We start from the raw sequence: 1,422 nt of genomic DNA, 5'->3' as shown, positions 1-1,422 counted from the left end.
GTAATGCCGTTCAGTTAAGACTGAGCGGCATTTTTCTTTTGGGGTGTTGTAAACGGTAGCTAAGGCTGTTAACCTGCGTCACCATGTTTGATGACGCGCTCCATTTCCTCGTGCAGGCCCAGGAAGACCCAGACTGGGCCCGCCTAGGGCAGCACTTGCCTTACGAGTGGATCGAGCAAGCGGTTGCATATACTGGCAAAGCGAGCATTCGACAGCGCCGCTTACCGGCCGAGCAGGTAGTGTGGTTGGTGGTGGCCCTGGCGCTGTACCGTCACCAGTCCATCAGCGAAGTGGTCGACGACTTGGACTTGGCATTGCCGGATGCGCAGGTGCCTTTCGTCAGTAAAAGCGCAGTCGCCCAGGCACGGCAGCGTCTTGGCGCCGAACCGCTTCGGGCACTATTCGAAATCTCGGCAAAGGCTTGGTCTGAGCAGGATCGAAAGCAGTACTTGTTCAAGGGCCTGAGCCTGTTCGCGATGGACGGCACGACCTTGAAGACTGCCGACACGCCGGAGCTGCGTGAGCATTTTGGAGAGCAGGTCTATCCCAGCGGACGCATCTCCAGCTATCCGCAGGTACGCGGCGTGACCTTGACCGCGGTGCCGACCCACTTGATCCGTGATGCGAAATTTGGTCCTTATGGGATCAATGAGATGCTCTATGCAAAAGAGCTGCTTGCATCGATTCCAGACGACTCCCTTACCGCCTTCGACAAAGGGTTTCTGTCGGCTGAGATTCTGTGCGGCCTGACCATGGTTGGAGCAAACAGGCACTTCATCATCCCAGCCAAGGCCAACACCAAGTGGGAAGTCGTCGGCGGCACATCTGACGATGCCGTAATCGAAATGCGCGTATCGCCCCAGGCACGCAAGAAGTGCCCGGACTTGCCTGAAACCTGGCGCGTGCGCGCGATTACGATCATCGACCAGAGTGCACGCAAGCACGTATTGCTGACATCACTGTTCGACACCAAGCGCTACACAGCCAAGGACATCGCCGCTTGCTATACCCAGCGCTGGCGGATTGAAACGAGCTATCGCGAGCTTAAGCAAACAATGATGGGCATGGCGCTAACCCTGCGCAGCCGCACCGTCGACGGCGTGTATCAGGAAATTTGGGGAGCCCTGACCGCTTACAACCTGATCCGGCTGGAGATGTCCAAGGCGGCACTAGAGGTGAAATGCGAGCCGACCGAGATCAGTTTCATCCGCGCCTTCCACATCATCCAATACGAACTACATTGGGCAGCGGTGACCCGAGCATACGGCAAGTTGCCTGCGTTAATGCAGCGCCTTCGCCAACGCCTCGTCATGCTCCTGAATGAAGAACGGCCCGGCCGAAAAATCGACCGGGCCGTCAAGGCCTTACCTCATCGTTACACCGTTCGTGTCCTGAAGAAGGACCTTAACTGAACGGCATTAC

General features: G+C 57.2%; 1 protein-coding gene. It reads left to right on the top strand.

Features of this window, described 5'->3' with window-relative positions; all coding sequences use genetic code 11:
* Positions 1-83 precede the first annotated feature (83 nt).
* Positions 84-1,412 carry an IS4 family transposase gene (locus ACSQ25_RS25935; protein WP_436105139.1) on the top strand — a complete coding sequence of 443 codons (1,329 nt, stop codon included), beginning with the start codon at positions 84-86 and terminating at the stop codon, positions 1,410-1,412.
* The last annotated feature ends 10 nt before the right edge of the window (positions 1,413-1,422 follow it).

This window comes from Massilia sp. LjRoot122 (assembly GCF_964252725.1).
In the GTDB taxonomy this organism is placed as follows: Bacteria; Pseudomonadota; Gammaproteobacteria; order Burkholderiales; family Burkholderiaceae_D; genus Telluria.
This window is presented reverse-complemented; position numbering and strand designations above follow the sequence as displayed.